The sequence below is a fragment of the Pseudohalioglobus sediminis genome, assembly GCF_008370495.1.
GTDB lineage: Bacteria > Pseudomonadota > Gammaproteobacteria > Pseudomonadales > Halieaceae > Halioglobus.
Genome location: NZ_VTUX01000003.1, coordinates 497,359 through 514,854, shown reverse-complemented (window position 1 = coordinate 514,854; position 17,496 = coordinate 497,359). Strand labels below are relative to the sequence as shown.

General features: G+C 61.5%; 12 protein-coding genes. 5 read left to right on the top strand and 7 right to left on the bottom strand.

Annotated elements, in window-relative coordinates; genetic code table 11:
- Positions 1 to 12: 12 nt before the first annotated feature.
- The 4 genes from dnaE to F0M18_RS08905 all read left to right on the top strand — a co-directional run bounded on the left by dnaE (position 13) and on the right by F0M18_RS08905 (position 5,936).
- A complete protein-coding gene (gene dnaE, locus F0M18_RS08920) occupies positions 13 to 3,495 on the top strand; it encodes a DNA polymerase III subunit alpha (protein ID WP_149611049.1) in 3,483 nt (1,160 codons plus the stop codon).
- A 14-nt stretch (positions 3,496 to 3,509) separates the two neighbouring features.
- On the top strand, positions 3,510 to 3,995 hold the full coding sequence (locus tag F0M18_RS08915; RefSeq protein WP_149611048.1) for an NUDIX hydrolase: 486 nt from the start codon (positions 3,510 to 3,512) through the stop codon (positions 3,993 to 3,995).
- 35 nt (positions 3,996 to 4,030) lie between these two features.
- On the top strand, positions 4,031 to 4,321 hold the full coding sequence (locus tag F0M18_RS08910; protein WP_149611047.1) for a DUF1244 domain-containing protein: 291 nt from the start codon (positions 4,031 to 4,033) through the stop codon (positions 4,319 to 4,321).
- A gap of 94 nt (positions 4,322 to 4,415) precedes the next feature.
- A complete protein-coding gene (locus F0M18_RS08905) occupies positions 4,416 to 5,936 on the top strand; it encodes an arylsulfatase (RefSeq protein WP_262500900.1) in 1,521 nt (506 codons plus the stop codon).
- Between the two features lie 31 nt (positions 5,937 to 5,967).
- Here F0M18_RS08905 and F0M18_RS08900 read toward each other — a convergent pair whose 3' ends face one another.
- The 7 genes from F0M18_RS08900 to F0M18_RS08870 form a co-directional block, all read right to left on the bottom strand.
- A complete protein-coding gene (locus F0M18_RS08900) occupies positions 5,968 to 9,105 on the bottom strand; it encodes an efflux RND transporter permease subunit (protein ID WP_149611045.1) in 3,138 nt (1,045 codons plus the stop codon).
- A 3-nt stretch (positions 9,106 to 9,108) separates the two neighbouring features.
- Positions 9,109 to 10,272 (bottom strand): efflux RND transporter periplasmic adaptor subunit, encoded by a 1,164-nt coding sequence (locus F0M18_RS08895; protein WP_149611044.1) that lies wholly within the window; start codon positions 10,270 to 10,272, stop codon positions 9,109 to 9,111.
- Between the two features lie 260 nt (positions 10,273 to 10,532).
- Positions 10,533 to 12,278, bottom strand: a complete 1,746-nt coding sequence (locus tag F0M18_RS08890; RefSeq protein ID WP_149611043.1) for a DUF885 domain-containing protein — start codon at positions 12,276 to 12,278, stop codon at positions 10,533 to 10,535.
- A 65-nt stretch (positions 12,279 to 12,343) separates the two neighbouring features.
- Positions 12,344 to 12,964, bottom strand: a complete 621-nt coding sequence (locus tag F0M18_RS08885; protein ID WP_188109658.1) for a DUF2894 domain-containing protein — start codon at positions 12,962 to 12,964, stop codon at positions 12,344 to 12,346.
- A complete protein-coding gene (locus tag F0M18_RS08880; RefSeq protein ID WP_149611041.1) occupies positions 12,957 to 13,598 on the bottom strand; it encodes an OmpA family protein in 642 nt (213 codons plus the stop codon). The genes F0M18_RS08885 and F0M18_RS08880 overlap by 8 nt, the downstream gene beginning before the upstream one ends.
- Positions 13,598 to 15,700: a coiled-coil domain-containing protein gene (locus F0M18_RS08875; RefSeq protein WP_149611040.1), complete on the bottom strand. Its 2,103-nt coding sequence runs from the start codon at positions 15,698 to 15,700 to the stop codon at positions 13,598 to 13,600. Before F0M18_RS08875 ends, F0M18_RS08880 begins: the two co-directional genes overlap by 1 nt.
- Positions 15,690 to 16,433 carry a DUF3348 family protein gene (locus F0M18_RS08870; RefSeq protein WP_149611039.1) on the bottom strand — a complete coding sequence of 248 codons (744 nt, stop codon included), beginning with the start codon at positions 16,431 to 16,433 and terminating at the stop codon, positions 15,690 to 15,692. Before F0M18_RS08870 ends, F0M18_RS08875 begins: the two co-directional genes overlap by 11 nt.
- A gap of 348 nt (positions 16,434 to 16,781) precedes the next feature.
- Between F0M18_RS08870 and F0M18_RS08865 the strand changes: the two genes are divergently transcribed.
- The gene (locus F0M18_RS08865; RefSeq protein WP_149611038.1) at positions 16,782 to 17,420 is read left to right on the top strand and encodes a peroxiredoxin family protein; all 639 of its coding nucleotides are present in this window, start codon (positions 16,782 to 16,784) and stop codon (positions 17,418 to 17,420) included.
- The last annotated feature ends 76 nt before the right edge of the window (positions 17,421 to 17,496 follow it).

Here is a 17,496-nt window from a genome sequence, read left to right as displayed (position 1 = left end):
TACACTCTGCCCATGAGTCAGTTCGTACATCTGCGCCTCCATTCCGAGTATTCCATTGTCGATGGTCTGGTCCGCCTCAAGCCATTGATGAACCGTGTCGCCGAAATGGGCATGCCTGCCGTGGCGATCACCGATTTCAGCAATTTCTACGGCTTGATCAAGGCTTACAAGAGCGCCTTCAGTGCCGGGGTGCAGCCGATAGTTGGCGTTGATCTGCGCGTGATGGAAGCGGATGACCCGGAGAAATCCTACCCGCTGTGCCTGCTGGCGATGAACCAGGTTGGCTACCAGAACCTGATCCTGCTGATCAGCCGGTCCTGGTCTGAGGGGCAGTACCTGGGGCTGCCTCACGTGCGCAAGAGCTGGTTGCAGGAATGTGCCGAGGGGGTTATTGCCCTTTCCGCCGGCGCCCAGGGTGACGTGGGGCAGGCCATCGTTGGCGGCAAGCCCGAACTGGCCCGGGAGCGTGCCCGCTACTGGATGCAGGTCTACCCCGACCGGTTCTACCTCGAGTTGCATCGAACGGGCAGGGAAGGCGATGAAGCCCACCTGCATGGTGCGGTGGAGATGGCCGCTGAGCTGCAGTGCCCGGTGGTGGCCACCAACGATGTACGTTTTCTCGAGTCGAGCGAATTCGAGGCCCATGAGGCCCGCGTATGCATCGGCGAGGGGCGCACACTGGACGATCCCCGCCGTGCCCGCCGTTACACCGACCAGCAGTACCTGCGCTCCGCCGAGGAAATGGCGGAGCTGTTTGCGGACATACCGGAAGCGCTGGCCAACAGCGTGGAGATTGCCCGGCGCTGTAGTGTGATACTGGAGTTGGGTAAGCCGTACCTGCCGGACTACCCGGTCCCCGACGGCATGACCATGGACGAGTATTTCCGCCAGCTTTCGCATGACGGCCTCGATGCCAGGCTGGCGTTCCTCTTCGATGAGCAGGCGGCAGACTTCGCTGACAAACAGCGGGAATACCGCGAGCGGCTGGACTTTGAGCTGGAGACCATCATCCAGATGGGCTTCCCCGGTTACTTCCTGATCGTGATGGATTTTATCCGCTGGGCCAAGCAGCACGATATCCCGGTGGGCCCGGGCCGGGGTTCCGGCGCCGGTTCACTGGTGGCCTACGCACTGGAAATTACTGACCTTGACCCCATCGAATACGACTTGCTGTTCGAGCGCTTCCTCAATCCGGAGCGTGTGTCCATGCCGGACTTCGACGTCGATTTCTGTATGGAGAAGCGCGACCAGGTCATCGACTACGTTGCCGATACCTACGGTCGAGAGGCGGTCTCACAGATCATCACGTTTGGCACCATGGCGGCCAAGGCCGTGGTGCGCGATGTAGCGCGGGTACAGGGTAAGTCCTATGGCCTTGCCGACAAGCTGTCCAAGCTGATCCCCTTTGAAGTGGGGATGACACTGGAGAAAGCGCTGGAGCAGGAGGAGGCGCTGCGCGAGTTCCTGGCTGAGGATCCCCAGGCCCAGGAAATCTGGGACATGGCGGAGCAACTGGAAGGGATCACGCGCGGCGTTGGCAAGCACGCCGGTGGCGTGGTTATCGCGCCCTCCCGGCTGACAGACTTCTCGCCCCTTTACTGCGATGAAACCGGTTCGGGTCTGGTCACCCAATACGACAAGGGCGACGTGGAAGATGCCGGCCTGGTGAAGTTTGATTTCCTGGGTTTGCGTACCCTCACCATCATTGACTGGGCGGTGAAGATGATCAACGCTGCCCGCCAGCGAGCAGGTGAGGACCCTCTCGACATCATGCAGATTCCCCTGGATGACCAGGCCTCTTTCAATCTGCTCAAGTCGGCCCGCACCACTGCTGTATTCCAGCTGGAATCCAGCGGTATGAAGGAGCTCATCGAGCGCCTGCAGCCGGACTGTTTCGAAGACATCGTCGCCCTGGTGGCACTGTACCGGCCGGGCCCGCTGCAGTCCGGCATGGTGGACAATTTCATCAACCGCAAGCATGGCCGCGAGGAGATTTCCTACCCGGATATCAAGTGGCAGCATGAGTGGCTGCAACCTATCCTCGAGCCCACCTACGGCATCATTCTGTACCAGGAGCAGGTGATGCAGATCGCCCAGGTCCTCGCCGGCTACACGCTCGGCGGTGCCGATATGCTGCGCCGGGCCATGGGTAAGAAAAAGCCCGAAGAAATGGCCAAGCAGCGCGAGGTCTTCAAGGAGGGTGCCAGTTCGAAAGGTGTCGATGGCGACCTGGCGATGAAGATCTTTGACCTGGTGGAGAAGTTTGCGGGCTACGGCTTCAACAAATCTCACTCCGCAGCGTATGCGCTGGTGTCATACCAGACCTGTTGGCTGAAGGCGCAGTATCCCGCGCCCTTCATGGCCGCGGTAATGAGCTCTGAACTGGACAACACTGACAAGATCGTGGTGTTTGTCGACGAGTGCAAGCGTATGAAGCTTTCACTCAAGCTGCCCGATGTGAACGAGGGTCAGTATATGTTCACGGTGAATGCGCAGGACGACATCATCTACGGCCTCGGTGCGATCAAGGGTCTGGGCGAGGGCCCCATCGAGAGTATCCTCAAGACGCGTGAACAGGACGGCACCTTCACCGACCTGTTCGATTTCTGCGCGCGCACCGACCCGCGCAAGGTCAATCGCAAGGCGATCGAAGCCCTTATCAGGTCCGGCGCCCTGGATTCCCTGGGCGAGGATCGCTGGGTGCTGATGGCCGCCATGGAAGACGCCCTGAAAGCAGCCGAACAGAGCGCCAGCAATCGCGATGCCGGGATTGATGACCTGTTCGGAGAGGTGGTGCCCAGTCAGCAAAATGGCGTGGAAGATGTTTATGCCGAGTTCAGGGGCGTGCGCCCGTGGTCGGACAAGGAGCGCCTGGGCGGCGAGCGCGATACCCTGGGCCTGTACATTACCGGGCACCCGATTGATGAGTACCAGGCGGAGGTGAGACGCTTCGCGCCCAAACGTATCGTTGATGTGCGGCCAGACAGAAACGGCAACCAGGTGATAGCCGGCCTGATCATGGCGACACGGACCATGAATACGCAGCGCGGCACCATGGCGGTGCTGACGCTGGATGACAGCAGCGCGCAAATGGAAGTGACCCTGTTTTCGGAAGTTTATGGCGAATACCGGGAACTGTTGGTCAAGGACACTATCGTGATCGTCGAGGGCAGGGTGCAGCAGGACGATCGCAGCGGCAAGCCGGTAATGCGCGCTGCCAGCGTGCGCAGTATCGACGAGGCGCGCCAGAACTATGCTTCCCGACTCACGCTCAAGCTTACCGGCGAAGCCGTTACCGACAGCCTCACGGACAGGCTTGCTGGCATCCTGACCACTGCCGGTGGCGGTCGCTGCCCGGTGTCGCTGATATACCAGCAGGCTGGCAACAAGGCGCGGGTAGATTTCGGCGAGCGCTGGCGAGTGGTGCCCAGCGACGAACTGCTGCAGGCACTGCGCGACGAACTGGGCGCCGACAGGGTGGCCCTGGAGTATTGAGCTTGCGCTGGCCAATGACACTTGGAATGATGATGCTGGCCGGGTGTCATGTGCTCGCCGGGCAGGCTTGCCCCTACCAAGGTAAACCCGATTACGCTCCGTCGGCAGGTTGCCTAGCGGTGGTGCATGGAAAGATCCTGGTGGTTGAGTCGCGCAAGGGCGGGCTCACACCTCCCGGCGGCAAGTCCAGGCCCGGGGAGTCAGCCCAATGTGCGGCGCACAGGGAAACCCTGGAAGAAACAGGGCTGGACCTGATGCCGCAGCAACTGCTGGCGGTATTCGACACGGGTTTTCACTTGTATTATTGCGCTATTCACGCGGACTCCGGCACCATCGCCCCGCGACTCGGCGAGGTAAAGCGGAGCTTCTGGCTGGATATTGCGGATTTTGGCACAGTGAAATGGCGCTTTGCCGGACAGGGCGCCGCCCTGCTGGAGGTGCTGGAGCGTGGTCTGCCGTCACCCCCGATCAGGCCGGGCGTCGCCGAAAGAGAGCCGTGACAGGCATTCATTTCATTAACAGCGGAGTAGCGACAATGACTGACAGCGACAAGATCGAAGCGGCGGTATTCCGGCGCCTGCTGGCACACCTGGATGAGCGCAAGGACGTACAGAATATCGAGCTGATGAATCTGGCGGGCTTCTGCCGCAACTGCCTGTCCAAGTGGTACGTGGCGGCAGCAGAGGAGCAGGGGCACAGCGTGGAGTACGAAGCCGCGCGTGAGAAGGTTTACGGTATGCCCTATGCCGACTGGAAAGCGCGTTACCAGACCGAGGCAACGGCGGAACAGCTGGCCGCTTTCGAGCGCAACAAGCCGGCAGACTGATCGAGCATACCTGGTTGCGCTGGCGCTCGCCGCACAATAGGCAGTGCGCTAAGATAGACAGATAACCCATAAAAATGAGGATAATCACGTGAGTATCAAAGCACCCCTGGCCGCCATCGGCCTGCTCATCACGGCCGTTTTCTCGCTGCCGGCGGCAGCGGCCGACAAGCCCAATATACTGGTGATATGGGGCGATGATATCGGTATCACCAATATCAGCGCCTATAGCGACGGCATCATGGGATATCGCACACCGAACATCGATCGCATTGCCAACGAGGGCATGCGCTTTATCGATTACTACGGTGACCAGAGCTGCACTGCCGGTCGTTCCAGCTTTATCACCGGCCAGACACCCCTGCGCACCGGCATGTCCAAGGTCGGCCTGCCCGGGGCGGAACTGGGCATTAACGACCGTGACCTCACCATCGCCGAGGTGCTCAAGGACAAGGGCTATGCCACCGGCCAGTTCGGCAAGAATCATTTCGGCGATAAGGATGAGCACCTGCCCACCAATCACGGCTTTGACGAGTTTTTCGGCAACCTCTACCACCTGAACGCCGAGGAGGAACCGGAGGACGTCGACTATCCCAAGGACCCGAGCTTCCGCAAGATGTTCGGCCCGCGTGGTGTGATTCGTTCCTACGCTGATGGTCGCGTCGAGGATACCGGTCCACTCACGCGCAAGCGCATGGAAACCGCTGACGAGGAGTTCGTGGCCGCGGCGATGAAATTCGTCGACAAGACCGTCAAAGCGGACAAGCCTTTCTTTGTATGGCTTAACACCACCGGCATGCACTTTCGCACCCACCCTGCGAAAAAGCACCTCGGCAAGTCGGGCCAGGATTTCTACAATGACGTGATGGTGGCACACGACGAACTGGTGGGCATGATGCTCGACCAGCTCGATGACCTGGGTGTGGCCGACAATACCATTGTCTTCTACTCCACGGACAACGGCGTGCATTTCAATACCTGGCCGGATGCCGGCATCACGCCCTTCCGCAGTGAAAAGAACTCCAACTGGGAAGGCGCCTACCGGGTGCCCGCTGCAGTGCGCTGGCCCGGCAAGATCGCCCCTGGGCAGGTGTCGACAGAGATCATGTCCCACCTCGACTGGATGCCGACGCTGGTCGCGGCGGCGGGGGATGCCAACCTCAAGCAGGATTTGCTCAAGGGCAAGCGAGTGGGCAGCAAGCAGTCCAAACTGCACCTCGATGGTTACAACTTCCTGCCTTACCTGACCGGTAAAGCCGAGCAGGGCCCGCGCAAGAGCTTTATTTACCACAACGACGGTGCCATGCCTGTTGCTGTACGCGTGGGTGACTGGAAGATCGTCTACGCAGAAAACCGGGCCCAGACCATGGCACTGTGGGCAGAGCCCTTCGTCACCCTGCGTCTGCCCAAGATATTCAACCTGCGCCGGGATCCCTTTGAACGCGCGGACCACAATTCCAACAGCTACTGGGACTGGATGATCGATAAGGCCGCCTGGATATACATGGGCAGCGCAACGACAACCATGTACCTGCAGACTTTTGAGGCATATCCACCCAGCCAGCGTCCTGACTCCTGGTCAATTGACAAGCTGACGCAGAAATACCTGCAGCAGTAAGAGCACCACGCCCCGGGCCCCCGGGGCGTGGTTATTCGCTGTCGCGCGTGGTCGCGTGCGCTGGGCGGTGCGCGTTGCGGGGAAACAACCGAGACGCCAATCGCGACTTGTGCCGACCGAGGTCGCCACCAATGGCGTACAGGGCCGGCACCATAAGCAGGGTGACGAATAGCGCAAACAATACACCGAAGGCCAGCGATAACACTGCCGGCTTGAGGAACTGTGCGTCGGTGGCACGTTCCGACATGATCGGTATCAGCCCGACGAAGGTGGTGACCGTGGTCAGCAGGATAGGCCGGAACCGGCTCACGCCGGCTTCGATGATGGCCGCGTGTAACTTGTGACCCTCCTCGCGCAGGCGGCCTATGTAGTCCACCAGCACGAGGTTGTCGTTCACCACGACCCCCGCGGCGGCACCGATGCCGAACCAGGAGAACATGGCCATGGGCGTGCCGAACAGCAAATGGCCGAAAATAGCGCCCATAAAACCAAATGGAATGGCGGTCATCACCAGTAGTGGCAACCAGTATGAGTGGAAGGCGATCGCGATCAGCGTATACATTGCGAACAGCGCGACCGCATACAGGGCCAGGATCTCACTGAAGAACTCCTGTTCCTCCTCCTGCTGTCCGCCCTTCAGCACTTCCAGGCCGGGGTAGCGCAGCCGCAACTGTGGCAGGAAATTGTCGTTAATGTCGCGGGTGATGTCTCCCATGAGGTCGTGGTCCATGTCCGCGCGCACGCGAATAAAGCGCTGGCCGTCCCGGCGCTTGATGCGCTGCACGCCGCTGGCCAGTTCCACCTCGACCACGGAAAGCAGCGGCACCTCCCGCCCGTCCGCCGTGCGCACCCGGAAGTTATCCAGGCTGGAAAGGTTGTTGCGCTGCTCTACGGGGTATTTGACCATCACCTTGACGTCGCCGTTTTCTCGCGGCAGGCGCTGCACCTCCTCGCCGAAGTAGGCCTGGCGCACCTGCTGGGAAACGTCGGCCAGGGTGATGCCGAGTTTCTCCGCGCCCGGGCGCAGGTTGAGTATGATCTCATCGGACTCACCGCGCTGGCTGTCACGGACAAAAAAGGTGCCGTTGTAGCTCGATAGCTGGGCCCTCAGGTCGCGCGAGGCGTCGCTTAGCAGCTGCGCGTCCTGATGTTTCAGCAGGTAGGTGACATCGGCACCACTGTCATTGATGGTGTAGTTGACTTCGATCTCGTCGGCGTCGGGAATGTCACCGACCAGTTCACGCAGGCGTTCTGCAGCTTCCTTGGCGGATAAGTCACGGACTTCCGGTGGTGCCAGCTTGACGATGGCAATCACGCTGTCCCGGCGCGATCGTGTGTACCAGCCTTCGATAAGCTTGCCGCTACCGGCGCCTGTCTGTGCTCGCTGCTCCACCTCGTCGATGAGCTTAAGCTCTGCCTCCTGCAGTTGATCGAGTATCTCCAGTGCGCGACTGTAGGGTGTGCCGTTTGGCAGCAGGACGTTGATGTATATCTGCTCGGATTGCACCTCGGGCATGAAATAAAACTTCACCCAGCCGCTGGTGAAGATGCCAATGCTGATCACGAAGGCGCCGATAAACGCGCTGGCAGTCAGGTATCGGTGAGCGATTGCCCAGCTGAGGACAGGGCGGTAGGTATTGCGGGCGAAGTCGATAATGCTGTGCTCGATCTTCTGTTGGGTCCGCGCCAGCCCGCGCAGGTTTTTACGCGGCTCGAGGTGTCGCAGGTGCGTTGGCAGGATAAAAAAGGCCTCGATCAACGAAATGGTGAGCGCCACCGTGATGACGATCGACAGCTGCCGCGTGATCTGCGCGGTCTCACCGCTGACAAACAGCCAGGGCGCGAAGGCAATCATGGTCGTGAGGACGGCGAAAATAACGGGCCGCGACACCGCTGTGGCCCCGTCCACGGCTGATCTGGGGCCGCCCCCGCTCAGGTGCGCGTGGTGATGCACGCTTTCACCGACGACGATGGCATCATCCACAACAATGCCCAGCACCATCAGGAAAGCAAAAGACGAGATCGTGTTCATGGATACGTCGTTTACCGGAAGCAGGGCGAAGGTGCCGATAAAGGCTACCGCAATGCCGGCGGTCACCCACAGCGCGACCTTGGGACGCAGTGAGAGAATCAGCACCAGGAATACCAGGGCCAGGCCGATATAGGATGATTCGGCGATCAGGCCCATGCGCTCCTTGTAGATGTCGGCGGTATCGAACCACATGGTCATCTGGATGCCCTGGGGCAGTCGCGGGCGAACCTCCTCCATCCAGGCCTTCACGGCATTGCTGGCCTTGACGACCTGCATATTTTCCGTTTCCAGGGCCTGCAGCAGCACTGCGGGCTGGCCGTTGAGGGTGGCGAGAATCTCGTTCTCCTCGAATCCGTCTATCACCCGTGCCACATCGCCGACGCGGACCACTGCGCCTTCAGGGGTTTGCCGTATGACAATGCGTTCAAAGTCCGCCTGATCGTCGGCGAGATTGCGCGCCCGCAACTGTACGTCCCCGGTCTCGGTGCGCACCCGTCCCGAGGAGAGGTTGATGGAGTTTGCGCGGATGGCGTTGGCTACTTCCTGGAACGACAGCCCGAACCGGCGCATTGCCGATTCCGACAGCTCAATGGTCACTTCTTCCTTGCGTGTGCCAAACAGGTTGATGGTGGACAGGTAGGGCAGGCTGGCCATTTCATCTTTCAGGTCCTCTGCCAGTCGCGTCAGTTCACGCTCGCTGACATCGCCGTGCAGCACCACTCGCAGCATCTCGCCGCGACTCTGGCGGCGCTGCACGCGCGGCGCCTCGATATCACGGGGCAGGGACGTTACCGCATCTACCGCAGCCTTGACCTCGTTGATGAACTCGTTGATATCAACGTTGGGATAGGTGGTGACATTAATTTCGGCGAAACCCTCGTTGGCCGTGGATTCGTAGTGATAGACCTGGTCCACGTTCTCCAGCGACTGCTCGATACGCACGATGACCTGTTCTTCCACTTCCTGTGGATTGGCTCCCGGCCAGGCCACCTGGATGCTGGCCTGGTTGATCTTGATATTGGGAAATGCCTCCCGCTCCATCGCCTGCATGCCGAGGAAGCCGGAGAGAACGATGCCGATCATCAGCAGGTTGGCGGCTACCGGGTTGTGCACCCACCAGTTGATGACTTTATGCATGCGCTAGCCCTCCGCGCTGGTCAGGCTGCGTACCGCCATGCCCTGGATCGGGTTGCGGATTGCGGATGTCACTACCTGCTCGCCCGGCGCGATGCCGGCGCTGATTACGGCCCTGTCAGCTGTCGCGTGAACCACGTCGACGTCACGGATTTCCAGCAGGCCTTCGCGGTTGACGACATAGACGATATTTCCGGCCCGCAGTGCGCTGCCGGGAATGCGCATGCCCTGGTCCAGTTTGCGGCCCTGGATACGCGCTTCCACGAACAGCCCGACTGCCAGGGGCATGCCCAGCTTCGATGCCGCCTTGCCGTAGGGATCGGCTACTTCAGCGATGGCATAGAGCATGCGCGTGTCCGGGTCCACCGAGGCGTCCAGTCGAACCAGTTTGCCCGTCCACTGGTGGTTGCTGCCGGCAACGTCCGCGCTGAAGGTGACCGGCAGCCCACCACCTGCCGGGGCGGTGTAGCCAATCGGCAATCCCAGTGATGCCAGTTGCCGATTGTTGAGCGGTAGCCGCACTTCCACCAGTTCGGTACCAAATACGGTGCCCAACACAGCGCCGGGGCTGATGAATTGGCCTATGTGTACACGGGTATCGGCAACACGACCTGCAAACGGCAGGGTCACCCGCGTGCGCTGCAACTCCAGGCGCGCCTGCTCCAGGCCGGCCCTGGCCGCCTCGCGCATGGCCATGGCCTGGGCCACCTGCGGTTTCTTCAGTGCCAGGTCAGAAGGGGAGGGGTCATTACGCAGCTGCTTGCGCGCCACGTCCTGGTCAGCAAGCGCCTGCTGCACAGCGAGTTCGGCATCGGCGAGCCGTGCCTTGGCTTCGCTCAGCGCCAGCTGGTAATCGGTGTCATCGATTTGCAGCAGGGGCACGCCGGGTTGAATACGGCCACCCTCGACGAACTCCGGCGACACGTCTACAACGCGACCACCAACCTGTGCCACCAGGTCAATCTCTGTGCGCGAGCGTACCTCGCCCTGGGTGATCACCTCGAGCGCTTCTGTCTCCGGGGCCACGGTTGCGGTATAGACTGCAGCGGTGTGCTGCGGCTCATCATTTTTTTCCGGTTCAGGGCGTGAGGCCTGCAGCAGTGCGTAGGCGCCGGCGGAAGCGGCGATCACGAGGAGCGGGGCGATAACTTTGGTGAGTGTGCTGGCCATGTTACGGATCATTGCGTCGATGTTTGCGACCCATGCTACCGGATACGGGCAGCGACCGGGACGTCCTGAAAACGATTACGCAATAGTAACAATTTTCCTGCCGCGAACCGCTTGTCTGCGATGAATTGCCACGCTGGTGCGACCAGCGCCGGTATTCCGGTGTTGAGCGCGGGTGCTGTTGCAGCGCCCGATGCGCCGCTGCAGGAGGGCGAGAGCAAAATGGCAGCCCCGCCGGATTGCGGGGCCGGGGCGTGCGCGATCTAGTTCGCTTGCTGCTGCTGTGCAGTGAGCCAGCTGTCCATGCGGATTTCCAGCGCATCCAGCGGTATGGCGCCGGCACCGAGCAATTCGTCGTGGAAGCTGCGGATATCAAAGTTTGCGCCCAGCGCCTGTTCCGCATCCGCGCGCAAAGCCATGATCTTCAGCTGGCCGATCTTGTAGGCCAGCGCCTGTCCGGGCCAGCCGATATAGCGATCGATTTCATTGATGATGTCGGCCTCGGTCTTACCGGCATTGGCCTTGAAGTAATCTATCGCGCGCTGGCGGCTCCAGCCAAAGTAGTGAATGCCCGTATCAACTACCAGCCGCACTGCTCGCCACATGTCATACGTCAACTGGCCATAGCGCGAGTACGGGTCCTGGTACAGTCCCATCTGGTAACCCAGTTGTTCGGAGTAGAGCGCCCAGCCCTCGACAAATGCCGTGACTGAACTGTCCTTGCGAAACTCGGGCAATTCCTCGAGTTCCTGTGCCAGTGCGATCTGCAGGTGGTGCCCCGGTACAGCCTCGTGCACGCTGAGAACTTCCATCTCATACTTGGGGCGTACCTCGGGACGGTACAGATTGACGTAGTAGTAACCGGCGCGGGTGCCGTTGTCCGCCGGCCTCATGTAGTAGGCGGTGGTGGTGTCCGGCGCAGATTCTGCCGGAATTGGACGTACACCGTAGGGCATGCGCGGCAGTTTGCCGAACAGCTTTACCAGTTCCGGATCGAGGCGCTTGGAGACGGCAAGGTAGGCCTGGAACAACTCCTCGGGCGTCTCGTAATAGAATTGCGGGTCAGTGCGCAGGAAGTTGTTGAACGCCTGCAGGTCACCCTTGAAGCCGACCTCATCCTTGATTGCCTGCATTTCCTCGAGGATTCGCGCCACTTCACGTTTGCCCAGTTCGTGAATCTCCTGTGGTGTCAGCGTGGTGGTGGTGAAGTCGCTGGCCAGGAATTCATAGATTGCCTTGCCACCGGGCAGGGCGCCGATTCCCGGCTGTTCGCGACAGGCGGGCAGGTAGGTTTGCAGCAGGAAGTCGCGAAACTCCGCGTAGGCGGGATTGACCCGATTGGCGATCAGCTCCCTGGCATCCTTGCGCAGGGTCTCGGCCTGTTCTGGCGCGATCGCTTCGGGCATCTCCAGGAACGGACGGTAAAACGGGTTGTCCTCGATGTCGGCGCCGGTGATTTTGCTGATTTGCTCGGGTATACGCTCGATGACCACCCGTGGCTGCACCCGCTGGCGTTTGATGCCTTCCTGCAGCAATGCGGTTTCCTGCTGCAGCAGTGTGGGCAGGGCCCCCAGTCGCGACAGCCACATACGGTAGTCGTCAATGTTGTCGAACGGCGTGGCTGCGCTGATCTGGTACTGGTGCTGTGGACCATCGCGCATGTTCATGTCCATCAGCGGCAGGCCGAGTTCGTAGGCTTTGCGGTCACTGCGCAGACTGCGGGCGAGCATGCGCTGGTTGAGCTGGTCGTCGGCGCTCAGGGTTTCCGGGTCAATCGCCTCGAGGCGCTGGAGAAATTCACCGCGCTGGCGATAGCGCTGTTCCATGGCTTCCAGGCTGCGGTCCGTCCAGCGATCATTGCCGCTGCGTTCGCCGCGATAGGTCAGTGTCTCGGGGCTCTGCTGCAGATGCCAGGCCCAGTGTTCGTCGATGATCTGCTGTAGAGTGTCCGTACCGGCCTGTGCGCAAAGCGTCCACGTGGCGATGAAAAAGGTCAATAACAGGCGCATGGCAGTTCTCCGTTTGGTGAGTGCGAATCATACCGCGGTGTGCGACGGCTGTGCCAGCAGCGCACTCAGCGTTTGCCGGGTTTGCTGCTTTGTTCAAGCCAGAACAGGGTGTCGATGTAACTGACGAATCGGCTCAGGTAATGCGGGGAGAGGTCGCGCATGGCCGTCAGTGAGCGCGTCGCCAGGCGCTGCGGGTTGAGCGGGCCGGCACTTTCCGGCACCTCTTCAAGGGCGCGGTTAACCACCTTGTCGGCATTGAGCCTGACCATGGCGGCGTGGAAGCGGCGCGCCGCCTTGAGCTCTTCCTGTCTTGCATGCATGCCGGGTGAGCTGTGGTTGGTCTGTGCGGCGATGGCGTCAACCAGCTCCAGTTCCTGTTGGCGCATAGCCTCTTCGAGAGGTGGGATGTGTGGGTCGTCCTGTTCCTGTCGCAATGTCTCGAGCAGGCGATTGAGTTCACGCAGTGGTCCGCCGCCTGGCTTGTGGCGACCGTGGCGCTGCACAGACGCGGCCGCCTGCCGATAGTCGGCCATCGCCTTGCTGGTTTTTTCCTGCAGTATTTCCGCCAGTCTGCCCTGGCTGGTTTCCGCGCGGTGCAGCAGGCTCTCGATATAGCGCAGGCGCACCGGGTCGCGATCACCTGCCGTGGTTTTCAGCGCGGTGAACTCTGCGCGCAGTTCACTCACCGGCGGGCTGCTCAGCGGGGCTGCGTGGGACGGGTGCCATTTCTACCCGCCGGTTGCGTGAGCGACCACTGTCATCCGTGTTGGCCGCGACCGGCTGTTGCGCCCCAAATGCTGCAGCAAAGACCAGTGCGGGCGGCATGCCTTCCTCGATCAGGGCGCGGGTCACGGTGAGTGCGCGCTGGGCCGACAGCTCCCAGTTGTCACGGTAGTTGAGGTTGCCTTCCTGTATAGGCAGGTCGTCGGTAAAGCCACTGACCATCAGCAATTCGTCCTGCTCGCCCAGGTATAGCTTGATCGGCGGCACTAGCGAGCGCAGCAATTCACGCCCCTCAGGTTGCAGTTGGTCAGAGTTGAGCGCGAACAAGACACTGCCGCTGATGCCGATACGGCCATCACTCAGGGTGATACGCCCGCTGGCGAGGGGTGCTTCCAGTGCCCGTTCCAGCACCATGCGACGTTCCTGCTCGGCCTCGCGACGCACCACCTCCTGCTGCAGCGACTGTGCCAGCTCGACCTGGTAGCCCAATACCCATACCAGTATCAGCACAAACACGCCCACCACCGCGGACATCAGGTCACCGAATATCGCCCACACCGGCGTGTCATCGGACAGGCCCTGTTGCATCTCATCCATCAGCTGGCGGCCTCATCGGCGAACAGGTCGCCGGTCTGCCCCAGCCGGCGTAACTCCTCGATGATCTCTCGCTGCGACAGCATGCTCTGGTCGATGATTTCCCGGGCCTGGGCCACGTAATAACTCATCTGTTCATCGGAGCGTTCACTGGACTTGTGCATGGACTCCTCAATCCGGCACAGGTTTTCGACCAGCTGCGCGTTCGATTCACTGAACAGCTGGACCGCCAGGCTGAAAGATTCGCCCAGGCTGGCGATATCCGCGGTGCTGCCGGCGGCATTGGCGCTGATCTCCGATAACCTGCCGGCCTCGGCTGCCAGCTGCTGCTGAAATTCTTCGCGCACGCCCTGCAGCGTGACACTGGCCTCGGTGACCAGTTGCTCCACGGCGGCGCGCTGTTCCTGGGCTGACTCCTGCAGGCTGCCAGTTACCGCGGTAAGGCTGTGCAGGATTTCCTGGCGTTCGCCCAGCAGTGCGTTCTCGCGCTGTATGTTGTTGGACACCTCTTCGCGCAGCTTGCCGATGACCTCGGCTGCGGCGCGCGGCGTCTCTGACGCGGTAGCAATCAGTTCAGTCATCGGCACCTGCAGTTCACTGGCCAGGCTGGCAAGTTGTTCTGCCATGCTCGCGTGCATGCGCTGCAGTTGTTCGCCTGCGGCTTCCTGCATCAAGGTGATGCCCTGCCTGACTGCGTCCGCAAGCTGTGCCAACTGCTCGCGGTTCTGCGCCTGCGTCTGCGCCAGCGCTGTTCCGGTCTCTGCGTGCAGGCCGCTCAGCTGCTGCGCGGTGTCCTGCTGCAGCTGTGCCAGTTGCCCGGCTGTCCCTGACTGTATCTCTGCCAGTTGTGCTGCGGTTTCCTGCTGAATCTCTCCCAGTTGTCCGGCGGTTCCCGACCGTATCTCTGCCAGCGAGCGCGCGGTGTCGGCACCGAGGGTCTCCAGTTGCTGGGCGCTGTTGCGCTGGATGTCCTGCAGGCGTTCGCTTACGGCAAGATCGCGTTTAGCCTGGTCAGCCCGCAGCTGGCCGAGTTCAGCCTGCACATTTCCGGTTGCCTTGCCCAGGTCCTCGCGCAGCGCCGCAGTCAATGCCTGCATACGCTCGCCCTGCACGCGCAGCCAGTCCGCCTCGTCGTCCGCACGCTGTTGCTGCGAGCTTGCGGCCAGCGAACGCAGCTGCTCGTGGGTTTCGCGTGCGCTGGCCGTGACCTGCTGCATTGCCGCGTCAACTGCAGGGCTGATGCTTTCACCGGCGAGCCGCCCGCTGTCAGCGAGTGCATCGCGCAATGAGCGTCCCACCGAGTCAGCGAGCTCGCCATACTGTTGTTGCGCCTGCTGGTGAAACAGTTGCTGGTTCGCAGCCAGGTCGTGGCCCAGGCGTTCGCCCAGCTGTCCCAGCTTGTCCGCCATGTCGCCCAGCTGCCGCGCCACCGCCGGCAGCGCATCCGCCTGTTGCTGCATGGCCAGGAAGGTTTGCTGGCGATTGTGGTGCAGGGAGTAGCGCCGCAGCGGCCCGCTGATGTTGCGATCCAGTTCGCGCGTCGCCAGCATGCGCTCGCGGCGGCTCAGCGTGCCATTGAGCCCCAGCATGGCGGAGGCGGCAACGCCGGCCACGGAGGTGCCGAAAGCCAGCCCAAGGCCCTGTATCGGGGCGGCCAGGCCATCGCGAATGGCGGCAAGCTCGGTACTGCCCTGCAGCGCAGTGACAGCACCCTGCAGGGTGTCGACCATGCCGATAAACGTGCCCAGCAGGCCCAGCATCACCAGAAGCCCGACCAGGTAAGGTGTGAATACCGGTGCTGGCAGGCCCACACGCTCGCCTTCCACGCGCTGCGCGACGCTGCTCTGCAGCGCGGGAGGAAGCTTGGCCAGCCATGGCTGCAAGTCAAAATCGTCTGCTTCGCGGACCTCCGCCAGGCCCGCTCTCAGGCCAGCTGTGGCGCGCCTGAATTGCAGCAGTTCGACCAGGCCCAGTGCATACACGCCAGCTATCACTACAGTCACCAGCAGTGCCAGGGGGTTGGCGCCGATAAACCCGGCGCCCATCCAGGCGATGGCAGTGGCACCAAGTAAGGCGGCAGTGGTAAACATCAGGTTAGTCTTCATCGTGAATCTCTTGGTTAATGGCTTCGATCAAACCCAGCGCGGGCAGGAGTCGCGCTTCGATTTCCGCCAGCAGCAGGCCCTGGGTCTCGCGGCGAAACTGCTCGCGGGTTTCTCGCCACCCCGCGTCGGCGTCAGTGCCCGCTGCCGTGGCATCCCGGTACTGCGCGAACAGGTAACGCAGCCGCTGTTCCAGCAGGGCGGGTACGCTGGCCAGCTGGCGACGTGCATGGAGCGCCAGCGCGTCCGCCAGTGCCGCGTCAATAGCGCAGATACGCGCCAGCCTGACCGAAAGTGTGGACACGGCAGCACGCGTGCGCAGGTGCAAACCTCGCACCTTGCTGTCGACGTCTGCCTGCTGCTGCTGGTAGAACTTGAGGCAGGGTGTTACCGCCAGTTCGACATCTGCCGGGGCGTTGTCCTGCTCCGGCCAGCGAATCCTGCTCGGCCCCGAGCCAGGGAAAAAACTGCGCATTGCCGCCTGTACTATGCGGCTGCGTGCGCGCAGGAACTCTTCGGTCACGCCGGCGGCAAAGCTGGACACCGATTCGTCTTCTACACTCAGTTCCCGGTCGTGTGCCTGCCACAGGCTGATGGAATCGGCAAAGTCGATCCAGTGTCCCAGGCGCTCGGTAAACTGGCGGTGCGAAACCTCTGTTTTCGTTGCCTGCATATCCGTCAGTACGCGCACCAGTCGCGAACTGCCAAGGGAAACCTGGGGGAGGGCTTGGGTCATCAATTACTTTCGGGTTGTACGAGGGCTGACCGCGACCAGCGGGCGACGCCGTATTATGCTGTTTGGGCGACAGTATTCAAGGCGATATCAGCGATAGCCTGAAATTAACTGCGCCGACTGGCGCCGGGGCGACCCGTGGCCCACGGGTGCGGCCTGGCCTGGGCTCTCACCGGCTCGCATCGGTCGCAATATAAGGGGCGTCATAGTACTCTCGGGAAGCACTTTCCGACTCGTGCGTGTGCTGGTCGCGCAGGCCGAATTGCCAGAAGCCATCGCCGCGGACATCAATACCCCGGGTCGATAAACCTGGATGTCGCCACCCCGTCTAACCTGACTGAGACCGTTGTAATGAAGAAAGCCCTTGTCGTTGTCCTGTTTCTGTTGCTGGCGGCGGCCGTATTGTTACTGCTCTTTCGCGAGCCGGCGAAGCAGGCGGCCTATGATGCGCTCACCAAAGATATGTTTGTCACCGCTGACGAGGACGACTTTGACCCGGGCCCACAGCTGGGCTCGACGTTTCCCGGCGTCAATGCAACCTGGCAGGGGCGGCCCGTGCGGGGCTTGCAAGAATTTGCAGGCTTAAACGGAACCATGCTGGTAGCCACGCGCTCGGCCGACTGGTGCCCCTACTGTATGAAGCAGATGATTGAACTGCAGCAGCACAAGGCGGCTTACGACGAGGCCGGGATTGGTGTGGTCGCGATCACCTATGACGCCCCGGCGCTGCAGCAGGCCTTCATCGACAAATGGGATATCCAGTACCCGATACTGCACGACGTTGACGCACTCAGTTTCAAGACCCTGGGTATTCTCAACGAGTCCTACCAGCCGGGAGACGATGCTTATGGGATTCCGCATCCGGGCGCCATCGTGATCGATCCCGGGGGCCGGGTCGTCGGCAAGCTGTTTCTCGAGGCCTACAGCGTGCGCGTTGACGCCTTGTCTGCCCTGGCGTACGCCCGGGGCGTGCTCGGGCTGCAGGACTGAAACGCCGCTGCGGTCTGTTTTCGCAGACTGCGGCGGAGTCGGCGGGGCGGTCGCGCGCCAGCTGACTAAACCTTGA